Source organism: Nocardioides pacificus (assembly GCF_054775955.1).
Genome location: NZ_BAAHCI010000011.1, coordinates 280,974 through 302,342, shown reverse-complemented (window position 1 = coordinate 302,342; position 21,369 = coordinate 280,974). Strand labels below are relative to the sequence as shown.

The following is a 21,369-nucleotide window of genomic DNA, read 5'->3' as shown; positions in this document are numbered from 1 at the left end:
CCGAGCCACCCATGCCAGGCCCCTATCCGAGGCCCGTGCCGGCGCCAGCGCGGCCGACCTCAGGACTCGTAGAGCGAGAGCGGGACCACGAGGTCGCCGATGATCAGCACGACACCCATGACGAGCAGCGTCAGGCCCACGACGTAGGCCACCGGCAGCAGCCGGGCCACGTCGACGAAGCCGGGGTCGGGACGCTTGCGCAGCCGCGCGAACCCGCGGCGTACGGCCTCATAGAGGGCCCCCGCGATGTGACCACCGTCAAGCGGCAGCAGCGGCAGGAAGTTGAACATGCCGATGAAGAAGTTGAAGCCGGCGATCAGCATCAGGATGAAGACGGTCTTCTCCGTGGCCGGGAAGGCCTCGTGCGAGACCGTCTCCCCCGCCAGCCGCCCGCCGCCCACGACGCTGACCGGACTGTCCGCGGCGCGCTCCTCGAGCCCCACGATCGCCTGGGCCACGTCGAAGACCTTCATCGGGAGGGTGCCGAGGGCCTTGACCGTCTCGACCGTCATGTCGCCCATCTGGGCCAACGTGTAGAGCGGTCCCCCCTCGGCGAAGCCGGCGAAGGTCGGTGTCACCCCGAGGAAGCCGACCTCGGTGAGGGTCTCGTCGGTGGTCGACGTCGGTCGGGACTGGACGGTGGTGTTGGTCCGCCCGGTCAGCTCCTCGCCGTCGCGCAGGTAGGTGATCACGGCCTCGCCGCCCGCGTTGCCGCGGATGGCCTCCTGGAGGTCCTCCCACCCGCCGATCGGCGTGCCGTTGAAGGCGACGATCTCGTCGCCGGGACGCAGGCCCGCGTCCGCGGCCGGGCTGATCGGGTCCTCGGTGGTGCAGACCCGGTCGCTCTCCTCGTAGGGCACCACGCACGCCGACACGTCGTCGACGACCGGCTCGAGGACCGGGTCGTTGGGGTTGCCGTACGTCGCGAAGATGCCCGCGAAGATCACGAAGGCGATGGCGATGTTGACCGACGGGCCGCCCGCCATCACGATCACCTTCTTCCACCAGGGCATCCGGTAGAAGAGCCGGTCGTGGTCCTCGGGCGTGATCGTCTCCCACTCGGCCGCCCGGGCGTCGGAGATCAGCTGGGTGAACATGCCGGTGTTGGACTTGCGCACCTTGTAGACGTGGTTGCCCTCGGCGTCCACACCGTCGGGCTCGGCGATGTTGCCGGCCCCCGGGGGGAGCATCCCGACGATCTTGACGTAGCCGCCGAGCGGGATCGCCTTCACGCCGTACTCGGTCTCGCCGCGCTGGCGCGACCAGACGGTGGGGCCGAACCCGATGAAGTACTGCGTCACCTTCCCGCCGAACTTCTTGGCCGGGATCATGTGCCCGAGCTCGTGCAGGCCGATGGAGGCCAAGATGGCGAGGACGAAGACGACCACACCGAGGGTGTAGAAGAGCGCGGTCATGCGGTGGGGATCCCCTCCCGGATCAGGCGGGCGGCCTCTGCGCGCGCCCAGGCGTCGGCAGCGAGGACGTCGTCCACGGTCAGCTCTGACGTCTTCGAGGGTACGCCGTGTGCCCCGAGAACGGCGGAAACCGTCGTCACGATGTCGACGAAGCGCAGTCGGCCGGCGAGGAACTCCTCGACGCAGACCTCGTTGGCCGCGTTGTAGACGGCCGGGGCGGTCGCTCCGAGCGAGCCCGCCCGCTTGGCCAGCGCGACGGCCGGGAACGCCTCGTCGTCGAGCGGGAAGAACTCCCAGGTCTCCGGGCGGGTCCAGTCCACGGGAGGGGCGGCGTCCGGGACCCGGTCGGGCCACTCCAGGCCGAGCGCGATCGGGATCATCATCGTCGGCGGAGACGCCTGCAGGATCGTGGAGCCGTCGTGGAACTCCACCATCGAGTGCACCACCGACGTCGGGTGCACCACGACCTCGATGTCCTCGAACGCGACGCCGAAGAGCAGGTGCGCCTCGATCACCTCCATCCCCTTGTTGACCAGGGTGGCGGAGTTGACCGTGATCACCGGCCCCATGGCCCAGGTGGGGTGATTGAGCGCCTCCTGCGCGGTGACGTCGAGCAGGTCGTCGCGGGTGCGTCCGCGGAAGGGGCCGCCGCTGGCGGTGAGCACGAGGCGACGAACCTCGCCGGCGCTGCCCGATCGCAGGCACTGCGCGATCGCGGAGTGCTCGGAGTCCACGGGCACGATCTGACCGGGCCCCGCCCGCTCCATCACCAGCGGTCCGCCGATGATCAGCGACTCCTTGTTGGCCAGCGCGAGGGTGTTGCCGGCGTCCAGCGCGGCGAGCGTCGGCCGGAGGCCGACGGCGCCGGTGATGCCGTTGAGGACCACGTCGCAGGCCATCGCGGCCGCCTCCACCGAGGCCTCCTCCCCCAGTCCGGAGTACGCCGGCGCGAACTCGCGCACCTGCTCCTCGAAGAGCGTCGGGTTCGACCCGCCGGCGGTCAGCGCCACGACGCGGAACCGGTCCGGGTGGGCACGGACCAGATCGAGGGCCTGGGTGCCGATCGAGCCGGTGGAGCCGAGGATCACGACGTCGCGTCGTCGTGCGGGCGAGGCAGCAGAGGTCACCGCACCATCCTCCCAGCACCGGCGCCCACAAGGTGAACAGCGGGTAGACGGGCCCCCGACCTCGAGACACGGAGGGCCCAGGGGACTACCTTGCAGACAAGGAGTCGGCGCCCCGCGGGTGTTCGGCTCGTTGGTACGAGCAGATGAGGTCCACGAACCATGAGACACCGCACCCAGCTCGCCACCGTCGTCCTCGCCCTGGTGGCGCTGCCGCTCGCGGCCTGCGCGCCCCCGGCCGACGACGACGATGAGAAGGCCACCACCGAGAGCGGCGTCGCCGTGTCCGAGGCGACCAGCGCCGAGGAGTTCGGGGGCCTCGACGCCCTCGTCGAGGCGGCCGAGGATGAGGGCACCCTCAACGTCATCGCGCTGCCGCCCGACTGGGCCAACTACGGCAACATCATCAAGGCCTTCGAGGAGAAGTACGACATCGAGGTCAACTCCGCGCAGCCCGACGCGGCCAGCCAGGACGAGATCAACGCAGCCAACCAGCTCAAGGGCACCGACCGCGCTCCCGACGTCTTCGACCTCGGCCAGTCGGTCGCGTTGGAGAACGTCGAGATGTACGCGCCGTACAAGGTCGAGACGTGGGAGGACATCCCCGACGAGTTCAAGGCCTCCGACGGCGCCTGGGTCAACGACTACGGCGGCTACATGTCGGTCGGCTACGACTCCGCCAAGGTCCCCGACGTCACCTCCCTCGACGACCTGCTCGGTTCGGAGTTCCGTGGCAAGGTCGCTCTCAACGGCGACCCGACCCAGGCCGGCGCCGCGTTCAGCGGCGTGCTGATGGCGAGTCTGGCCAACGGCGGGTCCGTCGAGGACATCCAGCCCGGCATCGACTTCTTCGCCGACCTCAAGGACGCCGGCAACTTCGTGCCCGTCGACCCGACCCCGGCCACCATCGAGTCCGGCCAGACGCCCGTCGTCATCGACTGGGACTACCTGAACGCCGCCGAGTCGGCCAAGCTCGACACCTGGAAGGTGTTCGTGCCCGACGACGCCGTCGTCGCCGGCTACTACTTCCAGGCGATCAACGCGGATGCTCCGAACCCCGCCGCCGCCAGGCTGTGGCAGGAGTTCCTCTACAGCGACGAGGGCCAGAACCTCTGGCTCGCCGGGGGTGCCCGTCCGGTCCGCGCCGACGCGATGGCCGAGGCCGGGACGATCGACCAGGAGGCCTACGACGCGCTGCCGCCCGTGACCGGTGCGCCGACGATCCCGTCCAACGAGGAGACCACGGCCATGGCCACGGTCCTCTCCGAGAACTGGTCGAAGGTCATCGGCTGACGATGGGTCGACTCGCCCGCATCCGCCCGGTCCTGGGCCTGGTGCCGTTCCTCGGCTTCCTCACGGTGTTCCTGCTGATCCCCACCGTGACCGTCGTGATCGGCGCCTTCCAGGACTCCGACGGCGCCACCCTCGACAACCTCCGTGCGCTGGGCAGCGAGGCCTCGCTCACGGCGCTGTGGAAGAGCGTGGTGCTGTCCGGATCGACCGCTCTCATCGGAGCGGTGCTGGGCGGCCTGCTCGCGGCCCTGGTCGTGACCAGCCCGGCGGAGAGCGTCTTCCGCCGGGTGGTCACGTCGGTGTGCGGCGTCCTCGCGCAGTTCGGGGGCGTCGCGCTGGCGTTCGCCTTCATCGCCACGATCGGCTTCTCCGGGGTCGTCACGGTCTGGGCGCGCGACAGCCTGGGCCTCGACCTCTTCGGGTCGGGCTGGCTCTACGGCCTGCCCGGCCTGGTCCTGGTCTACGTGTACTTCCAGATCCCCCTGATGGTGATCGTCTTCCTGCCCGCCCTCGAGGGGCTGCGTCCCCAGTGGCGCGAGGCGGCCGTCAACCTGGGCGCCTCGGGCTGGCAGTACTGGACCAAGGTGGCCTTCCCCCTGCTGCGCCCTGCGTTCCTCGGCGCCGCCCTGCTGCTGTTCGCCAACGCGTTCGCGGCCTACGCGACCGCGGCGGCCCTGGTCAGCCAGGGCAACCCGATCGTGCCGCTGTTCATCCGCGCCGCGCTCACCAGCGAGATCCTGCTCGGCCGCGAGAACCTCGGCTTCGCGCTGGCCCTCGAGATGATCGTGGTGGTGGCCGTGGTGATGACCGCCTACGGCCTGCTCGTACGACGTACGTCGCGGTGGCTGCGATGAGCGCCCGCGCGAGCGCCCCCCGGGTGCTGACCCGGGTCCTGCGCTGGGTGCTGCTCGCAGCGTTCGCGGTCTTCTTCTTCGGCCCGCTCGTCGCGATGCTCGACTTCAGCACCCGGGTGCCCAACGCCACCGGCCGCACCTGGCTGGCGTGGAGCAACCTCGTCGAGGACCCGATGCTGTTCTCGGCGATCACCACGTCGCTGACGCTGGCGCTGCTGACCGTCTGCGGCATGGTGGCGCTGCTGGTCCCGACGATGATCTGGGTCAAGCTGCGGGTCCCCGGCGCCTACCGTCTGGTGGAGTTCCTGTGCCTGCTCCCGCTGACCATCCCGGCCCTGGTGATCGTGGTGGGCATCAAGAACGTCTGGGCCTGGGTGACCTACCTGCTCGGCGACAGCCCCCTCACCCTCAGCCTGGCCTACGTCGTCCTGGTGCTGCCCTACTCCTTCCGCGCCATCGACGTCGCCCTCTCCTCGATCGATGCCCGCACGCTGGCCGAGGCGGCGCGCTCGCTCGGCGCCGGCTGGTTCACCGTCATCGTGCGCGTCATCGTGCCCAACATCTGGGCCGGCGTGATGGCCGCGGCGGTGCTGTCGGTCTCGCTCGTCCTCGGCGAGTACACCTTCGCCTCGCTGCTGAACTACGAGAACCTCCAGGTCGCGATCGTCGCGATCGGCAAGGCCGACGGTCCCACCTCCGTCGCCGCCTCCCTGGCCACGCTGCTCTTCGGCTTCGTGCTCCTCGCGGCGATCTCGTGGTTCGGACGCGACCGCCGATCCGCCCGTCGCAGCGTCGCCACCCCGCTCTCCCCCACCGAAACGAGTACCCCCGCATGACGACCGCCTCCTCGCCCGTGGGCACCGGCTCCGCCTCGACCGGGCCGGCCCCCAGCACCGGTCTGGCCGTGCACTTCGAGGACCTGCGCCGCAGCTATGGCAACGTGCACGCGCTGGCCGGGCTGACCCTCGAGGTCGCACCCGGCGAGCTGGTGGCGCTCCTCGGCCCCTCCGGGTGCGGCAAGACGACCGCCCTGCGCATCGTCGCGGGCCTGGACGACCCCACCGCGGGCCGGGTCAGCGTCGGCGGCAAGGACGTCACCCGCGTCCCCGCCAACAAGCGCGACATGGGCATGGTCTTCCAGGCCTACAGCCTGTTCCCGCACTTGACCGTGATCGAGAACGTCTCGTTCGGGCTCAAGCTGCGCGGCCAGGCGCGCGGCGTACGACGACAGCGGGCCGGCGAGATGCTGGAGCTCGTCGGGCTGTCCGAGCAGGCCGACCGCTATGCCCACCAGCTCTCCGGTGGCCAGCAGCAGCGCGTGGCCCTCGCGCGGGCCCTGGCCATCCGGCCCTCCGTGCTCCTGCTGGACGAGCCGCTGTCAGCACTCGACGCCAAGGTGCGCAGCCAGCTGCGTGACGAGATCCGTCGCGTGCAGCTCGAGGTCGGCACCACCACGCTCTTCGTGACCCACGACCAGGAGGAGGCCCTCGCGATCGCCGACCGGGTGGGCGTGATGAACGCGGGACGCCTCGAGCAGGTCGCCGCCCCCGCCGAGCTCTACGCCGCTCCGGCCACCGCCTTCGTCGCGGGCTTCGTGGGACTCCACACCCGTCTGCCCGCGACCGTGACGGCTTCCGAGCACGCCGAGGTCCTGGGCGTCTCGGTGCCGATGCTGCCGGGCTCCCCGTCCTCGGGGACAGGCACCGCGCTGGTCCGTCCCGAGTCGGTCGTGGTGGAGCCGCTGGACTCCGTCTCCGGCCCCGGGGTCGCCACCGTGGTCCAGATGTCGTTCCTGGGGGCGATCTCCCGCGTCACCTGCCGCCTCGACGACGGCACCGAGGTCATCGCCCAGGCGGCCAGCGCCGAGGCGCCGTACTCCCACGGCGACCGGGTTCGGCTGACCCTGACGCCGGCGCCGGTGCTCGTCGTCCAGCCCTGACGCGGGCCGCCCGTGTTCTGAGGGGTGGCCCCAGACGGTGCTCTCAGGGGCGGCGCAGGGCGGGACGCAGGTCGTCGAGCACGGAGGCGTCCTCGATGGTCGAGGGCACCTTCGCGTCCTTGCCGTCGGCGATCTCACGCATGGTCTTGCGCAGGATCTTGCCCGAGCGGGTCTTGGGCAGCCCGCCGACGACGGTGACCGTCTTGAAGGCGGCCACCGCGCCGATCTCCCCGCGCACCAGCGCCACCAGCTCCTCGCGGACCACGTCGGGGTCCGTCTCGACGCCGGACTTGAGGACCACGAACCCGTGCGGGAGCTGGCCCTTGAGCGCGTCGGCCACGCCGATCACGGCGCACTCCGCGACCGCCGGGTGCTGGGCGATGACGGCCTCCATCGCGCCCGTCGAGAGCCGGTGGCCGGCCACGTTGATGACGTCGTCGGTGCGGCCCATGACGTAGAGGTAGCCGTCCTCGTCGAGGTAGCCCCCGTCGCCGGTGAGGTAGTAGCCCTCGAACGTCGAGAGGTACGACGTGACGTAGCGCTCGTCGTCACCCCACAGCGTCGGCAGGGTGCCCGGCGGCATCGGGAGCTTGATGCAGATCGCGCCCTCCGTGCCCGCCGGCACCGGCCGGCCGTGCTCCTCGAGGATCTCCACGTTGAAGCCGGGGACCGGCACCGACGGTGAGCCGGCCTTGAGCGGCATCGCCTCGAGCCCGCGCAGGTTGGCCGCGATCGGCCACCCGGTCTCGGTCTGCCACCAGTTGTCGACCACGGGGACACCGAGCTTCTCGCCCGCCCAGGCCCAGGTGTCCGGGTCGAGCCGCTCCCCCGCCAGGAACAGCGTCTCCAGCGACGACGTGTCGTGGCGGGCGAGGAGCTCGCCCTCGGGGTCGACCTTGCGGATCGCGCGGATCGCGGTCGGGGCGGTGAACAGCGCCTTCACGCCGTACTCCTCGATGACCCGCCAGAACGCCGCAGCGTCTGGCGTGCCGACCGGCTTGCCCTCGTAGAGCACGGTCGTGGCGCCGTTGATGAGCGGGGCGTAGACGATGTAGGAGTGGCCGACCACCCAGCCGACGTCGGAGGCGGCCCACCACACGTCGCCCGCACCGCAGCCGTAGACGTTCGGCAGCGACCAGGCCATCGCGACGGCGTGCCCGCCGTGGTCGCGCACGACGCCCTTGGGCTTGCCGGTGGTGCCGGAGGTGTAGAGGACGTAGAGCGGGTCGGTCGCCGCCACCTCGACGCACTCCGCGGGCTTGTGCCGGCCGACCTTCATCGCGGTGTCCCAGTCGACGTCGCGGCCCTCGACCATCGTCGCCTCGACCTGGGGCCGCTGCTTGACCACGACCGCGTTCGGCTCGTGGGTGGCGAGCTCCAGCGCCTTGTCGACCAGGGGCTTGTAGGCGATCGTCCGGCCCGGCTCGATGCCGCAGGACGCGGTCACGACGGCCTTGGGCCGCGCATCGTCGATGCGTACGGCGAGCTCGTGGGGCGCGAACCCGCCGAACACCACCGAGTGCACCGCGCCGATCCGGGCGCAGGCGAGCATCGCGACGACCGCCTCGGGGATCATCGGCAGGTAGATGACGACGCGGTCGCCCTGCACCACGTCGAGCGCCCGCAGCACCCCCGCGAAGGCCGCCACGTCCTCGAGCAGCCGGCCATAGCTGATCTTGGTCTTCGTGTCCGTGACCGGCGAGTCGTAGATCAGCGCGGTCCGGTCGGCGTGACCGGCGACGACGTGGCGGTCCAGCGCGTTGTAGCAGGTGTTGAGCGTCGCGTCGGGGAACCACCGGTAGAACGGGGGGCGCTCGGCGTCGAGCACCCGGTCGGGCTTCTTGAACCAGTCGATCGCCTTCGCCGCATCGCGCCAGAAGGCGTCGGGGTCGGCGACGGAGGCGGCGTAGGTCTCGCGGTAGCTCGGCATGGCACCCATGGTGGCGCCCCTCGCGCCGCAGCGTCCACTGGTGGTGCCCGTCACTCGACAAGTCGTCAGGAGTCCGCGACGAGCGGTCGGTCCCACCACCCGAGCACGCGCAGGGCACGCAGGGTGGTCCAGCGACTGGGCCCGGCCGACTCGAGGGCGAACCACTGCCGCCCGGGCCACGGGCGGTAGCGGCGCCAGGTCCCGTCCGCCCCGGCGGCCCCACGGAGCCTCTCGACCGCCTCGGAGAGCCGCTCGTCACGAGCGGCACCCGCCTCGCGGAAGTGCTCCAGCCCGCGCAGCACGTCGTAGTGCCACTGGGGCGGGAACGGGAAGCTCAGGTAGGCGGGGTCGACGACCTCTCCGGTGCGGTGCGACCGGAAGAGCCGGTGGGCGAGGAGGAACTCGCGGCCGGCGGCCAGCGCGCCCTCCACGTCCGGACGGGACGAGCCGGTGGGCACGCTCTCGACCCGCACCCGCTCGAGGGCCTCCAGCACGCTGATCGTGGTGTGGAAGGAGCCGTGTGCGGACCCGGTGCGCGCCGTGTCGCAGTTCCAGCCGCCGTCGCCGAGCTGCTCACCCACCAGCCAGTCGACCGCGCCCTCGACCCGTGCGTCGTCGTACCCGAAGCCATGGGCGAGCAGCACCAGCATCGCGGTGATGCAGGTCTCCGGCTCACGCACGGTCTTCGCCAGGTTCAGGCCGCCTCCCCACCAGCGGGCGGCATCCCAGAGCACCCGGCAGCCGGTCAGCGCCTGCGGGTGTCGGCGCTCGAGGCCCAGCCGGTCCAGGAGCAGCAGGGTGTAGGTCGTGGACGTCCACTTCGGGCTGTAGAGCGCCCCTGCCCAGCGGCCGTCGGGACCCTGCGCGGCGAGGAGCCGAGCACCCCACCCCCGCGTCGCGACGAGTCCCCGCCCAGCCGTGACCTGCGCGGCCGGGGCACCCAGCAGGTCACGGTGCACCTGCCAGCGCACCGCCGGATCACCCTCGAGGAGCCACGCGACGGTGTCCATGCCCAGACCTCAGCGGACCTCAGCCCGCCCCGTTGGCAGCGGTCCGGGCCGGGCGCGTCGATCCGCGCAGCCAGGCGTCGAAGAACCCGTCCAGGTCCTCTCCGCTGATCTCGGCGGCGAGCGCCTCGAAGTCGTCCACGCTGCCGTTGCCGAGGCGCCGTCCCTGCGTCCAGGCCTTCAGCAGAGCCCAGAAGTCGGTGTCCCCGATCCGGTGGCGCAGCGCCTGCACGACCATGGACCCACGGTCATAGACCTCGAAGTCGAAGATGTGGGACGCCCCCGGGTCGGCCAGCTCGAGCTTCCAGAACGGCGCCGGCATCGAGCGCCACTGCCGCATCAGCCAGGTCTGCGCGTCCGGCCCGCCGTGGGTCTCGTCCCAGAGGCGCTCCATGAAGCTGGCGAAGCCCTCGTTGAGCCAGATGTCGCGCCAGTTCTTCACCGACACGGAGTCGCCGAACCACTGGTGGGCGGTCTCGTGCACCACGAGCCAGACGTTGCCGGGGCCGCCGACGTAGGGGTAGGTCGAGCGGGTCTGGTTCTCGAGCGCGAAGCCGGTGTAGAGGCTGGTCGTGACGCCGCCTGCGATCGAGAACGGGTAGTCGCCCAGGTAGCGCTCGCTCCACGCCACCACCTGGGGGGTCCGCTTCATCAGCTTCATCGCGCGGCGGCGGGCCGCCGGCCCCAGCTCGCGGGAGACGGCGGAGAGCCAGCGCACGCCGTGGTCGGTGCCTCGGGCGATCTGGAAGCGCCCCGCGGCGAAGAACGCCAGGTAGGGAGCCATCGGCTCGCTCGCCCGCCAGTGCCAGGTGGTCCTGCCTCCGGCGCTCGTGCGTCCGACCAGCTCGCCGTTGGCGATGGCCTGGCGTCCCTGGGGCACGGTGACGTGGATGTCGAAGGCGGCCTTGTCGCGGGGGTGGTCGTTGCCCGGGAACCACCACGCGGCCATCTGCGGCTCACCCATCGCCACGGCCTCCTGCGGGCTCGAGAGCCACGGGTCCTCGCCGCGCCAGCGCTCGTGCCCGGGCCGGCCCGCATAGCCCACCCGCACCCGGAACGTCGCACCGGCGGCGATGGGGCGCGCGGGCACCACCTGCAGCTCGTGGCGGTTCGGGCGGCGGAAGGTCGCCGGCTGCCCGTCCACGAGCACCTTGCGGACGCCGAGCATGAAGTCGAGGTTGAGGCTGGAGAGGTCCTGGTCGGCGCGGGCCGTGAGCACCGTCCAGCCGCTCACCCGCGCACGGCGCAGGGCATAGCGGACATGCACGTCGTAGTGGGCCACGTCGTAGCCGCCGTTGCCGTCGGTGGGGAAGTAGGGGTCGCCGATCCCGGCGGCCCCCGGCGCAGCGGCCGCCGCGGCCCGGTCGAGCCTCTCCACATCGACGGCTGCATCGACGGCTGAATCGACGGCTGGCCCGACGGCTGAGGCCGGCAGCGCGGTGATGCCGGCCAGCAACGCCCCCGCACTGAGCGCGACCAGCGCTCGCCTCAAGGGTCCCGAGAATCTCGTGGTGCTCATGACGGCCATGGTCCTCTCCCCGTGCTCACGATGCGCAAGGTATCCGAAAACCCGTTGCCGGAGCCGTGTCGTCGCGACACGATGGTGCCAGCGTGCGCCGACAGCGGCGTCGCCCGATCGAGAGGAGCCGTGACATGAGGACTGTGCCCGGCCTGTCCGCAGACCACCTCTCGATCACACGGAGCATCACCAGCGATGTCAGACCACTTCAGCGAGCTCACCACTGACGAGCCGCAGCACCACCCCGACGATCGGTTCGCCGATCTCGACCCGACCTTCGTCTTCGACTTCACGGCGTACGACGATCCCGACGGCGCCGACCAGCGCTGGTCCACCTGGCTGAGCGTCGAGCCGCTCTGTCGTGGCCCTCAGCCACGCCCCGACTGGGTCGTGACCGACCAGGGCGCCCTCGACACCGAGCTCGGCGTCCTCAAGACCGGCAAGGAGGCCGACGTCTTCCTGCTGGAGCGCGGCACGCCCGACGGCCCCTCGGTCGTGATGGCCGCCAAGCGCTACCGGGACTCCGAGCACAGCGCCTTCCACCGCTCGAGCGTCTACACGGAGGGCCGACGCACCCGCAACAGCCGCGATGCCCGGGCACTCGCGAAGAAGACCGCCCACGGCCGCGCCGTGGCCGACGGACAGTGGGCGTGGGCGGAGTGGGAGGCCCTCGTGCGCTGCTGGTCGATGGGGCTCCCCGTCCCCTATCCGGTGCAGATCGACGGCACCGAGATCCTGATGGAGTGGGTCACCGTCGACGGTGAGACCGCCCCGCGGCTGGCCCAGACCCGTCCGGCGCCCGCCCTGCTGGCGTCGTACTTCGACCAGCTGCGCGGGGCGATGGCCGAGCTGGCTCGCCACGGCCTCGCGCACGGCGACCTCTCGCCGTACAACATCCTGGCGGCGGGCGAGCGTCTGGTGATCATCGACCTGCCGCAGGTGGTCGACCTCGTCGGGAACCCGCGCGGGACGGACCTCTTGATGCGCGACTGCACCAACGTCGTGACGTGGTTCCGGGCGCGGGGACTGGACGTCGACGAGCACGCGCTCTTCGCGGAGCTGGTGGCCCAGGCCTTCTGAGACCAGGATTTCTGAGACCGAGCCGTTGAGAGGCCACTGAGGGGCGTTCGGCTAGGTTCGCGGGCATGCAGCACAGCCGCGGACGTGTCATCGAGGTCGCCTCGCTCGCCGACCTGGACCGCAGGCTCGCGGCCGGAGCGACCTCGATGACCGGCTGGCACCTGCAGGACCTGGACCTCACCGGCCACCGGGAGGCCCTGCGCAGGTGCCGCGTCGCGGGGGCGCTCTTCGTCGGGTGCCGCTTCGGCAACGGCGACGAGGAGTCCGTGCGCGCGCGGGGCGCCGTGGTCTTCCCCGATGTGCCGGGTGTGCCGGTGGACACCTACCGGACCACGCTCTACACGGCCGCCGAGCTCTTCGACTCCCCCGCCTACGCCGAGAGCCTGGACGCCCGCGCCTACGCCTGGGCCCAACAGCCGGGCATGCGGGGGCGCGACGCGACCCTGGCGCGCGCGCTGCACGACCACTCCGTCGACGAGGCCCTGCGTGCGTGGGTGACGCAGCAGCGTCGGGAGGGCCGCCCCCTGGTCGGGGTGATGGGCGGGCACGCCCTGGTGCGCGGCGGCGAGGAGTACGCCGCGGCGACGCGCCTGGGACGAGCCCTGGCGTCCTCGCTCACCGTCGCGACCGGGGGCGGACCCGGCGCGATGGAGGCGGCCAACCTCGGCGCTCACCTGAGCGGCCAGCCGGAGGACGCGGTCGACCACGCCCTGGAGACGCTCGCCGCGGCGCCCTCCTTCCACCCGTCGGTCGGCGCCTGGGCGGAGGCGGCCTTCGCCGTCCTCGATCGCTTCCCCGGCGGCGCCCAGTCGTTGGGCATCCCCACCTGGCACTACGGCCACGAGCCGCCGAACCCGTTCGCCACCGCGATCGCGAAGTACTTCGGCAACCCCGGCCGGGAGGCGGTGCTGCTCGAGGTCTGCGACGCGGGGATCGTGTTCCTGCCGGGGGCCGGTGGGACCGTCCAGGAGATCTTCCAGGACGGCTGCGAGAACTACTACGCCGACGAGTCGTCGCTGGCTCCCATGGTCCTCGTCGGGCGGCGCTACTGGACCGAGGAGCTGCCCGCGTGGCCGCTGCTGCGCGCGCTCGCCCGCGGACGACCGATGGAGGCGATGGTGCACCTGGTCGACACCGTCGAGGAGGCGACGGACCTGATGGTCTCGTCTCGCTGAGCGCCGGTCGCGGAAGCAGCTCGAGGGAGGGGCCTCGTCTCAGCCGGCGAGCTCGCTCAGCCGCCGGAGCGCCGGCTGGCCCGACACCCTCCGGTAGTGGCCGACCAGCGCCGCGTTGACCGCGGCCCACGAGCGGCCCTCGACGCTGGGTCGCGCCGCGGCCGCCATCCGCGCCCGCAGCTGCTCGTCGTGGCCGAGCAGGCGCACGAAGGCTCCGACCTGGGCCGCCTCGCCGGGCTCGAAGAGGAAGCCGGTCCGACCCTCGGCCACCAGGTCCAGTGGTCCCCCCGCTCGCGGGGCCACCACCGGCACCCCCGAGGCGAGCGCCTCCTGAGCGGACTGGCAGAAGGTCTCGTGGCGTCCGGTGTGCACGAAGACGTCGAAGGAGGCGTGGGCCCGGGCCAGCTCCTCACCGTGGAGCAGACCGAGGAAGGCCGCCTGGGGCATGAGCTCACGCAGGCGCCGCTTCTCGGGGCCGTCGCCGACCATCACCAGCCTGATCCCCGGCATGTTGCTCAACCCCCGCAGCAGGTCGAGCTCCTTCTCGGCGGCCATCCTCCCGACGTAGCCCACGAGCAGCTCCCCGCCCGGCGCCAGCCGTCGGCGCAGGTCCTCACACCGGTTGCCCGGCGAGTACGCCGCGAGGTCGACGCCCCGGGGCCAGTGCACCACGTCCGGCACCGCCAGCGCCTCGAGCTGACGCATGCTCGCCGTCGACGGGGCCAGGGTCAGCGCGGCCGAGGAGTGGATGCGCCGGGTGAGCCACGCGGCGGCCGTCGCGCCCCCCGCCACGTCGTACCGCTCGGCGAACCCGATCAGGTCGGTCTGATAGATCGCCACGGCGGGGATGCCGAGCTCGGCCGCTGCTCGGCAGGCCTGGTGGCCGAGCGTCGCCGGGGAGGCGACGTGCACCACGTCGGGGCGGAAGCGCAGCATGATCTCGCGCAGCCGGCGCCGGGTCTCGAACCCCAGCCGGAAGTCCTTGTAGAACGGCAGGCTGGCACCACGGGTGCGGGTGACCGGGAAGCCCGCATAGGAGGGCGGCCCGGTCGGAGCGACCAGCTCGGCCTCGTGGCCCTCGGCGGCGAGGTGCTCCAGCACCCGGCGCACGGAGTTGGTCACGCCGTTGACCTGGGGCAGGAAGGACTCGCTGACCACGAGCACGCGCAACGGGCGCGCCTCCCGGCCGGCGGGGAAGGCGAGTACGGCGCCGCCTGTGCTGTCGGGGGCGCTCGGACGCGAGGTGGCGGTCGGGTGGCTGAACCGGAGCAGGGTCATCGTGTCCCTAACGTCGTGAGGTCTCGGCACCTCGGACGCTAGGAAGCCCGCGCCAACACCCGGTCAGCCGCGGATGGACACCCCGTGAACCCTGCGGGTCGACGCCGTTCAACACCCCAGTCGGCGCAGTTACACCGCCGAGTCGGCGCACTTTCACCGCCGAGTCGGCGCACTTTCACCGCCGAGTCGGCGGACTTTCACCGACCGGGGTGAAGTTGCGCCGACTGGGCGGTCAAGAAGCGCCGACTCGGGGGTGAAGTTGCGCCGACTCGGCGGGGTGGGGCGGGTCAGGCCTCGGTGGCGGCGAGCTGGCCGCAGGCGCCGTCGATCTCCCGGCCGCGCGTGTCGCGCACCGTCGTGGAGATGCCCTTGGCCTCCAGGCGACGGACGAACTCGCGCTCGTCGGCCGGGTCCGACGCGGTCCACTTGGAGCCGGGCGTGGGGTTGAGCGGGATCAGGTTGACGTGCACCCAGCCCCAGTCGCCGTACGAGTTGAGGACGTCGCCGAGCAGGTCCGCGCGCCAGGCCTGGTCGTTGATGCCGCGCATCATGGCGTACTCGATCGACACCCGGCGCTTGGTCTTCGCGGCGTAGTCCCACGCCGCCTCGACCGTCTCCGCGACGGAGAACCGCGTGTTGATCGGGACCAGCTCGTTGCGCAGCTCGTCGTCGGGTGCGTGCAGCGAGAGCGCCAGCGTGACCGGGATGCCCTCCTCGGTGAGCTGCCTGATCCGCGGCACCAGGCCCACGGTCGAGACCGTGATGCCGCGCGCGCTCATGCCGAGTCCGGCCGGAGCCGGGTCGGTCAGCCGGCGCACCGCGCCGATCACGGCCTTGTAGTTGGCCAGCGGCTCGCCCATCCCCATGAACACGACGTTGGAGACGCGGCCCGGCCCACCGGGGACCTCGCCGCGCGCCATCGAGCGGGCACCCGCAACGACCTGCTCCACGATCTCCGCGGTGGACATGTTGCGCTGCAGTCCGCCCTGGCCGGTGGCGCAGAACGGGCAGGCCATGCCGCAGCCGGCCTGCGAGGAGACGCAGACCGTGGCGCGGTCGGGGTAGCGCATCAGGACGGACTCGACCAGGGCGCCGTCGAAGAGCTTCCACAGGGTCTTGCGCGTGGTGCCCTTGTCGGCCTCCATCGTGCGCAACGGCGTCATCAGCCGCGGCAGGAGGGCCTCGACCAGCTCGGTGCGCTGGGTCGCGGGGAGGTCGGTCATCTCCGCGGGGTCGTCGACCAGCCGCGCGAAGTAGTGCGTGGAGAGCTGCTTGGCGCGGAAGGCCGGAAGACCATGACTGGTCAGCAGCTCCTTGCGCTCGTCCTCGGTGAGGTCGGCGAGGTGCCGCGGTGGCTTCTTGCGGCCACGCGGCTCGTCGAAGACCAGCTGGAGGGGGGTGGTTCCGGCAGCGGCGGGGGTCAGCTCATCAGACATCAGACCTCGATCATCCCACCCGGGCCAACGATGGGGCGAAACGTCAGCCGTCGGTCCGCATCAACACCCACAGCACGAGGGCCCCGACGCCGACCACCACGACCAGTGTCAGCAGCATGCCGAGGAGCATGTAGCGACCGAAGCGTCGGCTGGGCGGCGAGACCAGCAGCGCGAACGGGATCGCCAGCGTGATGACCACGAAGGGGTAGAGCCCCCGCGCCGTGTCGTAGGGGAAGAACAGCCTCAGGATCGTCGCGAAGGCACCGGGCACGAAGATGACGAAGAGCAGCCCGGAGAAGAACCCGGCGACCGGCGTGAAGGTCGGATGGTCGCGGTGCCACCAGCTCGGCGGGGTGCTCTCGGGCGGGGTCTCGCCGGGTGCCTCGGAGGGCGCCTCGGAGGGGGTCTCTGTTCGGGACTCTGGGGTGGACTCGGTCATGGCTCCAGTGCTGTCGTGAGGAGGTAGATGAAGGCCAGGCAGGCCCCGGCCAGCACGATGAACGTCACGGCGATGCCGATGATCATGCCCAAGGCCCACCAGCGGGTCTGCGGGAAGACCAGTCCGGCCACCATGGCCGCCCCGAACACCACCACCACGGCGATCGACCCGACGCCGAGCACCTCTCCGGGCAGCCCCACGGCGTCAAGGAAGAACGACACCGCCGTCCACAGCGTCACCAGGGCCGTGGGACCGACGAAGAAGCCGACGACCAGGCCGACCCACCGCATGGTCTTGTCGCTGCGTGCGCCCTCGAGCGGCGTGTACGGCGAGGGGTGCTGGCCGGACTGGTTGGGGCCGGGCTGGTTGGGACCGGGCTGGTAGGGACCGGGCGGATACGGGCCGGGCTGGTAGGGACCTGACCCGGGCTGCGGCGGGTACGGCGCGCCGTACTGCGCCGGCCCCCAGCCGCCCGGCGGCTGCCCCTGCTGCTTGCCGTCCACGGGCCGGTCGTCCGGTGACCGGTCGTCCGGTGGTTGGCTCATCGGCACACACCCCGCTCTCGCGGCTCATCGTAGGGCTCGGCCCCGCACCGCACGGGCGACGCGCTGAGGCCGGTCATCGGACCCACCACCAGATCCCGACGACCCCGGCCGCCACGAGCAGCGCCAGATAGGCGAGGACCAGGCGGGTGTCGCGCAGCAGGCACTGCGAGCGGGTCAGCCCGGCCCGCCGCGCGCGCCAGTAGCCCACGAAGCCCAGCCCTGCGAAGAAGACCAGCGCCACGGGGCCCAGCGCCCAGCCCAGGAGGGCGACGGTCGCGAAGATGCACAGCCGCAGCGGGTCGAAGGTCTCCCCCGCTCCAGAGCCCTCAGCCGCGGATTCCGCCGAGCCGGCGCCCCCTGCCGCAACGCCCCGGGTCGGCTCGACGAGGCGCGGGTCCCGGCTCACCGCGTCTCCTCGACGAGCGGCAGCAGACCCGACGCGCCAGCCCCCTCGACGGCCCCGGCCGGAGCACCTGTCGCGGTCGACAGCCGACGCCGTCCCAGCGGCGCCCAGGCCTGCACGGCGCAGAACGGCGCGCACTGGTGGGCGGCGGTTTCGGCGTTGACCGTGCCGACGTGCACGCAGCACTGGGTGAGCCGCTCCTCGATCATCGTGTTCATGTCCATGAAGGGCTTCACCGTCACCCGCAGCACCCGCTCCCCGAGCATCCGGCGCAGCCGCTCGTGCTGGCCGGGCAGCTTGGAGGCCACCAGGGTGCTGAGCGTGCCGATCCCGAGATCGCAGTTCTGGCAGATGTCGCGCCAGATCGTGGTCATCGACGGGTGCGAGAGCGAGGACTGCTCCGAGAGCAGGTCGAGCAGGGAGTCCTTGACCACCGAGCGCAGCGACACCGGGATGGAGTCGTCGGCGATCCGGTTGGCCAGGGTGTCGGGCTCCAGGTCGAGCCACTGCTTGAGCCGGTCGTGGCCGATCAGCGCGGTCAGCGAGCGCCAGCTGCCGGAGTCGTCGCGCAGCAGGTAGCCCACCGAGCAGCAGTGCGGATGCGAGCACGGCAGCGCGGTGAGGTCACGCCAGGAGACGAGCCCACCGGTCTGCTCCTCCAGCCGGGCGAGCACGCCGGTGTGGGTCAGCCGGTCCATCGGGTCGATCGCGCCCGAGCGCCCGGAGCCGAACACCGGCTGGATCGTCACCCCGCCGACGTACGGCGTGTCGAGGGCACGCTTGAGGACGAACCCGATCTCGTCGTCGTTGACCCCCAGCGCTGCCGTCATCGTCAGCGTGGTGAACACCCCCGCTCCGGAGAGCCGCTCGATCGCGCGCTCCTTGAACCGGCGGATGTCGGCACCGCGGTGGTAGCGAGAGGCCTCCGCCGACTCCCCGTCGTACTGCAGGTAGACCTCGACCCGCTCCCGGTGCCGTCGCAGCAGCGCGAGCAGCTCGTCGTCCCGGGCGATCGCGAGTCCGTTGCTGTTGATCAGGATGCGTACGACGGGGCGCGCGACGACCGCGTCGAGAAGCTCGGCCAGCCACGGGTAGAGGGTCGGCTCACCGCCGGAGAGCATCAACACGTCGATGCGGCCGTTCTCGCGGGCCAGCCGGGCGTCGATCGAGGCGAGCACCTGCTCCAACGGGGCCACCGAGGCGAGCGCCGGAGAGGACTCCGCGAAGCAGGTCGGGCACTTGAGGTTGCAGTGGTCGAGCAGGTCCTCGAGCAGGATGCAGGTGTGCTGGGTCTGCATCTCCGGCAGGCCGTGCTCGTAGGCCGACGGCACCGGCAGGAAGTTGCCGCGCAGGTCGGGCTCGTGGACCTTGGTGGGTGCCGTCCACTCCTCGAGGTAGCTCAGGATCTCCGGCGACTCGTCGTAGAGCGTGCGGACCATGCCGTGGGCCGGGCAGCCCCGCTCGAGCCAGATCCGGTCGTCGCGCTCGACCAGCCAGCCGCTGAGCCGCTGCACCTCCGCGAGCGGTCGGTCGGGGCGCTCCTCGTGGCACACCGGGCAGAACGCGTTGACGTAGCGGTGGATCCGGTCGCCGCGCAACGGCATGCCCGCACCGCGCGCGCCTTGCTGGGCCGTGCTCATGGGAGACCTCCGGTCTGGTTCACGCGGACACCTCCGGTCGCGCCGGCACCGATGGCCGGCGATAGGCGCCCTGACCGTAGCGCCAGGCGATCCGCCCCAGGATCAGTGGGACGGTCAGGGCGAGGAACATCTGCGGTCGGGTGAGCTCCGCCCACGCGACCTCGTTGCCGCGGACGAACTCCACGAGGAAGCGGAAGACGCCGTAGCTCGCGACGTACCAGACGAACGTCTCGCCGGGCGGCAGCGCCTGGTGACGCAGCCAGAGCCAGAGCGTCAGGAACGCCACGAGGTGGAAGGCGATCTCGTAGACGAACGACGGGTGCAGGCCCACATCCGGCGCGACACCGACCCGGGCGGCGGCCTCCGCGTCGAGGGTGATGCCCCAGCCGCCTCCGGTCGGCGTGCCGGGTGTCTCGGTGAGCAGGCACCCGATCCGACCGACCGCCATGCCGAGCGCGACAGCCGGCGCGAACAGGTCTCCGGTGCGGGTCCGGTAGTCCACGATGCGCTTGGTGATGTGGACGCCGAGCCAGGCCCCCACCAGCCCTCCGAGGATGGAGCGGTTGCCGTAGAGCCACTGCTCGGCGACCGAGGCGTTCTGGCGAAGGTCGACGTGCTGGAGCCAGGTGCCCATCCGCATCATGATCGCCCCGCCCACCAGGGCACCGGCCACGACGAAGACGAGACGCTCGTCGGACGCGCCGCGCCGATGGGCCTCCAGGCCGAAGACGATCCCGGCGACGAGCACCCCGAGGCCCACGAAGACCTCGTGGGTGGGGACGGGGACCCCGAGGAGCGGATCGAGGGTGGGATACACGGCCGCTCAGAGGCCCGGGACGAGGGCCGACGCGCAGATCCCGCTGCCGACGACCATCCCGATCGCCAGGCCCATCACGAGACCGGCGCCCGCCTGTCGGGTGCGCGGCCTCACGAGCAGCACCACGGCGAGGACGAGCGGGGCGAGTGCGGCGGCCCCCACCAGCACACCGAAGACCCAGGAGCCGGTGAACGAGTCCCCCTCAGAGCCGTAGGAGCTGGCGAACCCGCCGAAGAGCACGATGGCGATCCACAGCCAGCTCAGGGCGAAGCCGAGCACGCCACCGGCGACGACCACGCCCCCACGCACCGGGCGTTGCTCCTGGGGCACTGGGCCGTGCGGGCCAGGACCGTGTGGCCCCGAACCGTATGGGCCCGAACCGTATGGGCCCGAACCGTGCGGCGGCCCCGCGTCAGGGGAACTGTCCATGGTGTCTCCTGCGTCCGGGGCGGGCATTCGGCGCCCACCCTTTCACGCCGAAGGCCCCGGGTGTCGGATTCCCCGGCCGACCGGGGAACGCTGATGTTGTCGGCCGATGCTTCGCCCGACAACATCAGTGATTGACCACCCTGACTACCTCAGGGAGCACAGAGCCAGCGCTCGATCGCCGGCTCAGCTCAGAAGACGAGGTAGTGCAGCAGCAGCCAGGTCGGAGCGATGGTCGCGAGCAGCGAGTCGAGCCGGTCCATCAGGCCGCCGTGGCCGGGGATGATCCGGCTCATGTCCTTGACCCCGAGGTCGCGCTTGATCACGGACTCGCACAGGTCGCCCAGCGTGGCCATCACGACCACGATGAGCCCGAGGATCACGCCCACCCACCAGTCGCCGTCCAGCAGCCAGGTGACCAGGAACCAGCCGGCGGCGACGCACGCCACCGCGGACCCCGCGAACCCCTCCCACGACTTCTTGGGGGAGATCACCGGCGCCATCGGGTGCTTGCCGAACAGCACGCCGGCGACGTAGCCCCCCGTGTCCGAGGCGACCGTGACCAGGATGAAGGCCACGATGCCCTTGGCCCCGTCGTCCTCTGCCAGCAACAGGGCCACGAAGGACCCGAGGAAGGGGACATAGATCAGCGTGAAGACAGCGGCCGACGCGTCCCGGACGTAGCCCTCCACTCCCCCGCCCAGGCGCAGCAGCATCAGCACGAGCGCCGTGACGGCGGTCGCCGTCACGAGGGCGGGTGCGCCCCAGAAGTAGGCGACGACCACCATCACCACGCCGCCGAGCATCAGCGGGCGCTCGGGCAGCTCGATCTGCTTGGCCCGCAGCCCCTGGTGCAGCTCCCAGATCGCGACCGCGACGGCGGCCGCGACGATGAACATGAACGCGGTCTTCCAGAAGTACAGGGACAGCGCGATGGCGCCCAGCAGCACCACCGCAGAGGTGATGGCCGCCGGGAGGTCGCGTCCGGCCCGCCCGTGGTCGACGGGGGGCGGTTGCGGGGAGGAGGAGGGAGAGGAGTCGGTCATCAA

20 protein-coding genes are annotated in these 21,369 nt (G+C 71.6%); 6 read left to right on the top strand and 14 right to left on the bottom strand.

Features of this window, described 5'->3' with window-relative positions:
- Positions 1-59: 59 nt before the first annotated feature.
- Positions 60-1,415 (bottom strand): M50 family metallopeptidase, encoded by a 1,356-nt coding sequence (locus ACYU7L_RS15045; protein ID WP_460798107.1) that lies wholly within the window; start codon positions 1,413-1,415, stop codon positions 60-62.
- Positions 1,412-2,542 (bottom strand): 1-deoxy-D-xylulose-5-phosphate reductoisomerase, encoded by a 1,131-nt coding sequence (locus ACYU7L_RS15040; RefSeq protein WP_460798105.1) that lies wholly within the window; start codon positions 2,540-2,542, stop codon positions 1,412-1,414. The genes ACYU7L_RS15045 and ACYU7L_RS15040 overlap by 4 nt, the downstream gene beginning before the upstream one ends.
- Positions 2,543-2,701: 159 nt before the next feature.
- Here ACYU7L_RS15040 and ACYU7L_RS15035 point away from each other — a divergent pair, with 159 nt between their 5' ends.
- From ACYU7L_RS15035 to ACYU7L_RS15020, 4 genes are read left to right on the top strand one after another with little or no spacing between them, the layout of a single operon-like run.
- Entirely contained in the window at positions 2,702-3,832 is a 1,131-nt protein-coding gene (locus ACYU7L_RS15035; RefSeq protein WP_460798103.1) for an ABC transporter substrate-binding protein, read from the top strand.
- Between the two features lie 2 nt (positions 3,833-3,834).
- Positions 3,835-4,686 carry an ABC transporter permease gene (locus ACYU7L_RS15030; RefSeq protein ID WP_460798101.1) on the top strand — a complete coding sequence of 284 codons (852 nt, stop codon included), beginning with the start codon at positions 3,835-3,837 and terminating at the stop codon, positions 4,684-4,686.
- The gene (locus ACYU7L_RS15025; RefSeq protein WP_460798099.1) at positions 4,683-5,522 is read left to right on the top strand and encodes an ABC transporter permease; all 840 of its coding nucleotides are present in this window, start codon (positions 4,683-4,685) and stop codon (positions 5,520-5,522) included. Before ACYU7L_RS15030 ends, ACYU7L_RS15025 begins: the two co-directional genes overlap by 4 nt.
- Positions 5,519-6,625 (top strand): ABC transporter ATP-binding protein, encoded by a 1,107-nt coding sequence (locus ACYU7L_RS15020; RefSeq protein ID WP_460798096.1) that lies wholly within the window; start codon positions 5,519-5,521, stop codon positions 6,623-6,625. The genes ACYU7L_RS15025 and ACYU7L_RS15020 overlap by 4 nt, the downstream gene beginning before the upstream one ends.
- Before the next feature lie 43 nt (positions 6,626-6,668).
- Here the strand turns inward: ACYU7L_RS15020 and ACYU7L_RS15015 are convergent, their stop codons facing one another.
- Genes ACYU7L_RS15015 through ACYU7L_RS15005 form a run of 3 tightly spaced genes read right to left on the bottom strand, consistent with a single transcriptional unit; the run spans position 6,669 to position 11,081 of the window.
- Positions 6,669-8,564 (bottom strand): propionyl-CoA synthetase, encoded by a 1,896-nt coding sequence (locus ACYU7L_RS15015; RefSeq protein ID WP_460798094.1) that lies wholly within the window; start codon positions 8,562-8,564, stop codon positions 6,669-6,671.
- Between the two features lie 56 nt (positions 8,565-8,620).
- A complete protein-coding gene (locus tag ACYU7L_RS15010) occupies positions 8,621-9,565 on the bottom strand; it encodes a hypothetical protein (RefSeq protein ID WP_460798092.1) in 945 nt (314 codons plus the stop codon).
- A gap of 19 nt (positions 9,566-9,584) precedes the next feature.
- Positions 9,585-11,081, bottom strand: coding sequence for a M1 family metallopeptidase (locus ACYU7L_RS15005; RefSeq protein ID WP_460798090.1), 1,497 nt, complete (start codon positions 11,079-11,081; stop codon positions 9,585-9,587).
- A gap of 195 nt (positions 11,082-11,276) precedes the next feature.
- Here ACYU7L_RS15005 and ACYU7L_RS15000 point away from each other — a divergent pair, with 195 nt between their 5' ends.
- Both ACYU7L_RS15000 and ACYU7L_RS14995 read left to right on the top strand, forming a co-directional pair.
- Positions 11,277-12,161 (top strand): serine protein kinase RIO, encoded by an 885-nt coding sequence (locus tag ACYU7L_RS15000; RefSeq protein WP_460798088.1) that lies wholly within the window; start codon positions 11,277-11,279, stop codon positions 12,159-12,161.
- A gap of 65 nt (positions 12,162-12,226) precedes the next feature.
- Complete coding sequence (locus ACYU7L_RS14995) at positions 12,227-13,336, top strand: LOG family protein (protein ID WP_460798086.1); 1,110 nt, start codon at positions 12,227-12,229, stop codon at positions 13,334-13,336.
- Between the two features lie 39 nt (positions 13,337-13,375).
- On the opposite strand, the gene ACYU7L_RS14990 is transcribed toward ACYU7L_RS14995, so the two are convergent.
- The 9 genes from ACYU7L_RS14990 to ACYU7L_RS14950 form a co-directional block, all read right to left on the bottom strand.
- Positions 13,376-14,614, bottom strand: coding sequence for a glycosyltransferase family 4 protein (locus tag ACYU7L_RS14990; protein ID WP_460798084.1), 1,239 nt, complete (start codon positions 14,612-14,614; stop codon positions 13,376-13,378).
- 287 nt (positions 14,615-14,901) lie between these two features.
- A complete protein-coding gene (rlmN, locus tag ACYU7L_RS14985) occupies positions 14,902-16,050 on the bottom strand; it encodes a dual-specificity RNA methyltransferase RlmN (RefSeq protein WP_460798080.1) in 1,149 nt (382 codons plus the stop codon).
- A gap of 43 nt (positions 16,051-16,093) precedes the next feature.
- Positions 16,094-16,489, bottom strand: a complete 396-nt coding sequence (locus tag ACYU7L_RS14980) for a hypothetical protein (protein WP_460798078.1) — start codon at positions 16,487-16,489, stop codon at positions 16,094-16,096.
- Entirely contained in the window at positions 16,486-17,034 is a 549-nt protein-coding gene (locus tag ACYU7L_RS14975) for a hypothetical protein (RefSeq protein WP_460798076.1), read from the bottom strand. Before ACYU7L_RS14975 ends, ACYU7L_RS14980 begins: the two co-directional genes overlap by 4 nt.
- Positions 17,035-17,107: 73 nt before the next feature.
- Positions 17,108-17,440, bottom strand: a complete 333-nt coding sequence (locus tag ACYU7L_RS14970) for a hypothetical protein (RefSeq protein ID WP_460798073.1) — start codon at positions 17,438-17,440, stop codon at positions 17,108-17,110.
- A complete protein-coding gene (locus ACYU7L_RS14965) occupies positions 17,437-19,077 on the bottom strand; it encodes a radical SAM protein (RefSeq protein WP_460798071.1) in 1,641 nt (546 codons plus the stop codon). Before ACYU7L_RS14965 ends, ACYU7L_RS14970 begins: the two co-directional genes overlap by 4 nt.
- Before the next feature lie 19 nt (positions 19,078-19,096).
- Positions 19,097-19,894: a prolipoprotein diacylglyceryl transferase gene (locus ACYU7L_RS14960; RefSeq protein WP_460798069.1), complete on the bottom strand. Its 798-nt coding sequence runs from the start codon at positions 19,892-19,894 to the stop codon at positions 19,097-19,099.
- Between the two features lie 6 nt (positions 19,895-19,900).
- Positions 19,901-20,203, bottom strand: a complete 303-nt coding sequence (locus ACYU7L_RS14955; RefSeq protein WP_460798067.1) for a hypothetical protein — start codon at positions 20,201-20,203, stop codon at positions 19,901-19,903.
- Positions 20,204-20,511: 308 nt separating this feature from the next.
- Positions 20,512-21,366 carry a phosphatidate cytidylyltransferase gene (locus tag ACYU7L_RS14950; RefSeq protein WP_460798065.1) on the bottom strand — a complete coding sequence of 285 codons (855 nt, stop codon included), beginning with the start codon at positions 21,364-21,366 and terminating at the stop codon, positions 20,512-20,514.
- Positions 21,367-21,369: the final 3 nt, after the last annotated feature.